Here is a 1,274-nt window from a genome sequence, read left to right on the forward strand (position 1 = left end):
TCCTGAGCGGCGTCCGCGTCTCCGCACAGATGGTGATGGGCATCGCCGCCATCGCCGCCTACGCGCTCGGCCCCGGACTCGGCGGCTTCATCTTCTCCGTGCTGTCCCGCCTCGGCGGCGCCAACGCCCTGTCCTCCGTCGTGGTCGGGGTGGTCGGCGTCGTCCTGCTCGCCCTCGTCCTCGACCTGCTCCTCATCGGCCTCGGCCGCCTGACCATCTCGAGAGGTATCCGTGTCCAGCACTGACTCCGCCACCACCACCGCGCCCGACGGGGACGTCACCGGGCGCAGCATCCTGCTCGACGAGGTCACCAAGCGGTACCCCGGGCAGTCGAAGCCCGCCGTCGACGGCATCACGCTCGAGATCCCGGCTGGCAAGATCGTCATGCTCGTCGGCCCGTCCGGCTGCGGCAAGACGACGACGCTGAAGATGATCAACCGCCTGATCGAGCCCACCCAGGGCCGGATCGTCGTCGGCGACGACGACGTCACCGGCATCGACGGCGACGAACTCCGCCGCCGCATGGGCTACGTGATCCAGGCCGGCGGTCTCTTCCCGCACATGACCGTCGCGGCGAACATCGCGATCGTGCCGAAGATGCTCGGCTGGTCGAAGGAGAAGATCGCGGCGCGCGTCGACGAGCTGCTCGACCTGGTCTCGCTCGACCCCGACACCTACCGGGACCGGTTCCCCCGCGAACTCTCCGGCGGCCAGCAGCAGCGCGTCGGCGTGGCCCGTGCGCTCGCCGCGGACCCGCCCGTCCTGCTCATGGACGAGCCGTTCGGCGCGGTCGACCCGATCACCCGCCAGCGCCTGCAGGACGAGCTCCTGCGTATCCAGGAGGAACTGCACAAGACGATCGTCATCGTCACGCACGACTTCGACGAGGCCGTGAAGCTCGGCGACTGGATCGTCATCTTCACCGAGGGTGCGCACATCGTGCAGTACGACACCCCGGAGCGGATCCTGGCGGAGCCGGCGAACGAGTTCGTCGAGAACTTCATCGGCTCCGGCGCCGGTCTGAAGCAGCTCACGCTGAACCGCGTGCGCGACGTCGAGGTCGAGTCGGCCGTGACGTGCTCGCCCGGCGAAGAGGTCAAGGCCGTGCTGCAGCGGATGCACGAGGCCGGTGGGCACCAGCACGCCGTCGTCGTCGACCACCGCCAGCGGCCGATCGGGTGGCCGTCGCGCCGCCAGCTCGAGCGCCTCGACCGCATCCCCGACGGCGTCGAGCCCGGCCTGCCCGTCGTGGGCGAGGCCGCGACCCTCAACGA

At 70.2% G+C, this 1,274-nt stretch carries 1 protein-coding gene and 1 pseudogene; both read left to right on the forward strand.

The genetic code is table 11. The annotated features are described in order from the left end of the window. Positions 1-245 (forward strand): annotated as a pseudogene (locus tag BACI9J_RS23445) (ABC transporter permease); the annotation flags it as partial. Beyond that, the coding region (locus tag BACI9J_RS23450; protein WP_159736726.1) for an ABC transporter ATP-binding protein at positions 232-1,274 on the forward strand (1,043 nt) is incomplete at its 3' end. The pseudogene BACI9J_RS23445 and the gene BACI9J_RS23450, both read left to right, overlap by 14 nt.

It is taken from the genome of Arthrobacter sp. 9V, from assembly GCF_902506065.1.
Taxonomy (GTDB): Bacteria; Actinomycetota; Actinomycetes; order Actinomycetales; family Micrococcaceae; genus Arthrobacter.